Raw genomic sequence first — 1188 nt, 5'->3', positions numbered from 1 at the left:
CACAGGGTTAACGCCTCTTCGTTTTTTCTGTTACACTTCTTCTCCCCAAAAAAGAAAAACCCTCGTAAGGGTCATGTAATTCTAACCATATAGACTGATTCGGGTTCAAATATTGCTGGCCGCAACAGGATAGTTAAAAAAATGGTGTTTTCACCAATTGTTATGGTAGCCCTTTATGTCGCCGCAATCGGAATCAAGCCGGCCAGTTTCTTTCACTGGTACCAGCCTGTGCCCCCCGTGAAATCCGAATAATAGAGGGGGGGATTTCACGTGAAAATAACCGTCTTAATTGCCGAAGATGATCCTGACATGTGCCATGTGATCAAAAAAGTGGTTGAGGAAGTTGAAGGCGTGGAAGTCACCGGCGAAGCCGGGGATGGGGTGGAAGCAATAACGTTAATCAAAGAACTGTCACCCCAAGTGGTTTTTGTTGATATCGACCTTCCGGGAAAAAACGGCGTTGAACTGGCCCGGGAAATATTCGATATCAACCCCTGGACCTTTATCGTATTCGCCACAGCCTTTAGCGAGTATAGAAGCGAAGCCTTTGACTTATACGCCTTCGATTACCTCGTAAAGCCTTTTAAATTGAATAGGCTCCGGCAGACGATGGAGAGAATCAAGTCGGTGGTTGACGGAAAAATAACCGGGAAGCAAGTTTCAGGCTTAACTAAACCTAATCATCCGGTTGAGAAAGCACGAATATTCAAAGATAATAATGAATATGTCTACCTGAATTTGAATGATATTATTTTTGTCACCAAAGAAGAACGTAAAACTATCATTTATCATAATGAAGGCGTGCTTAAAACACACGAAAATCTTTCGGATTTGGAAAAACAACTGGGAGGTTACCCTTTTTTCAGGAGCCACAAGGGGTTCATAGTAAACTTAAATATGCTTAAGAAGATCATACCTTGTGGTAGAGGCAGCTTTGAGCTGGTCATGGCCAATACAGAAAAAAGGCCGTTTCTGACGTGGGAAAATGCTAAAATACTAGAAAATATGACAAACTCCAAAGTCTTATAAACATTTAAAAGGGTTCTTAACGAACCCTTTTATTTGTTCGCCCGGCATGTCTGCCGAGCCAATGGGTTGAAAGAAACCCTGTCACCTAACCAGCGGGAAGACAACCTGTAGACAAGGGCGTCACTGGCAACGGTGGGGTCTGAAGGAAGTCGAAGGGGG

Annotated in this window: 2 protein-coding genes; both read left to right on the top strand. The window is 43.5% G+C overall.

What is annotated here, in order from left to right; genetic code table 11:
- The first annotated feature begins 141 nt into the window (after nucleotides 1-141).
- Nucleotides 142-252: a cyclic lactone autoinducer peptide gene (locus tag L7E55_RS17545; RefSeq protein ID WP_277445653.1), complete on the top strand. Its 111-nt coding sequence runs from the start codon at nucleotides 142-144 to the stop codon at nucleotides 250-252.
- 18 nt (nucleotides 253-270) lie between these two features.
- Nucleotides 271-1029 carry a LytR/AlgR family response regulator transcription factor gene (locus tag L7E55_RS17540; RefSeq protein ID WP_277445652.1) on the top strand — a complete coding sequence of 253 codons (759 nt, stop codon included), beginning with the start codon at nucleotides 271-273 and terminating at the stop codon, nucleotides 1027-1029.
- Nucleotides 1030-1188: the final 159 nt, after the last annotated feature.

Source organism: Pelotomaculum isophthalicicum JI, assembly GCF_029478095.1.
GTDB lineage: Bacteria > Bacillota > Desulfotomaculia > Desulfotomaculales > Pelotomaculaceae > Pelotomaculum_D > Pelotomaculum_D isophthalicicum.
This window is presented reverse-complemented; position numbering and strand designations above follow the sequence as displayed.

What these genes read in the sequence shown, in the direction of transcription:
- L7E55_RS17545 (WP_277445653.1), top strand. Translation starts at nt 142, where the DNA reads ATGGTGTTTTCACCAATTGTTATGGTAGCCCTTTATGTCGCCGCAATC.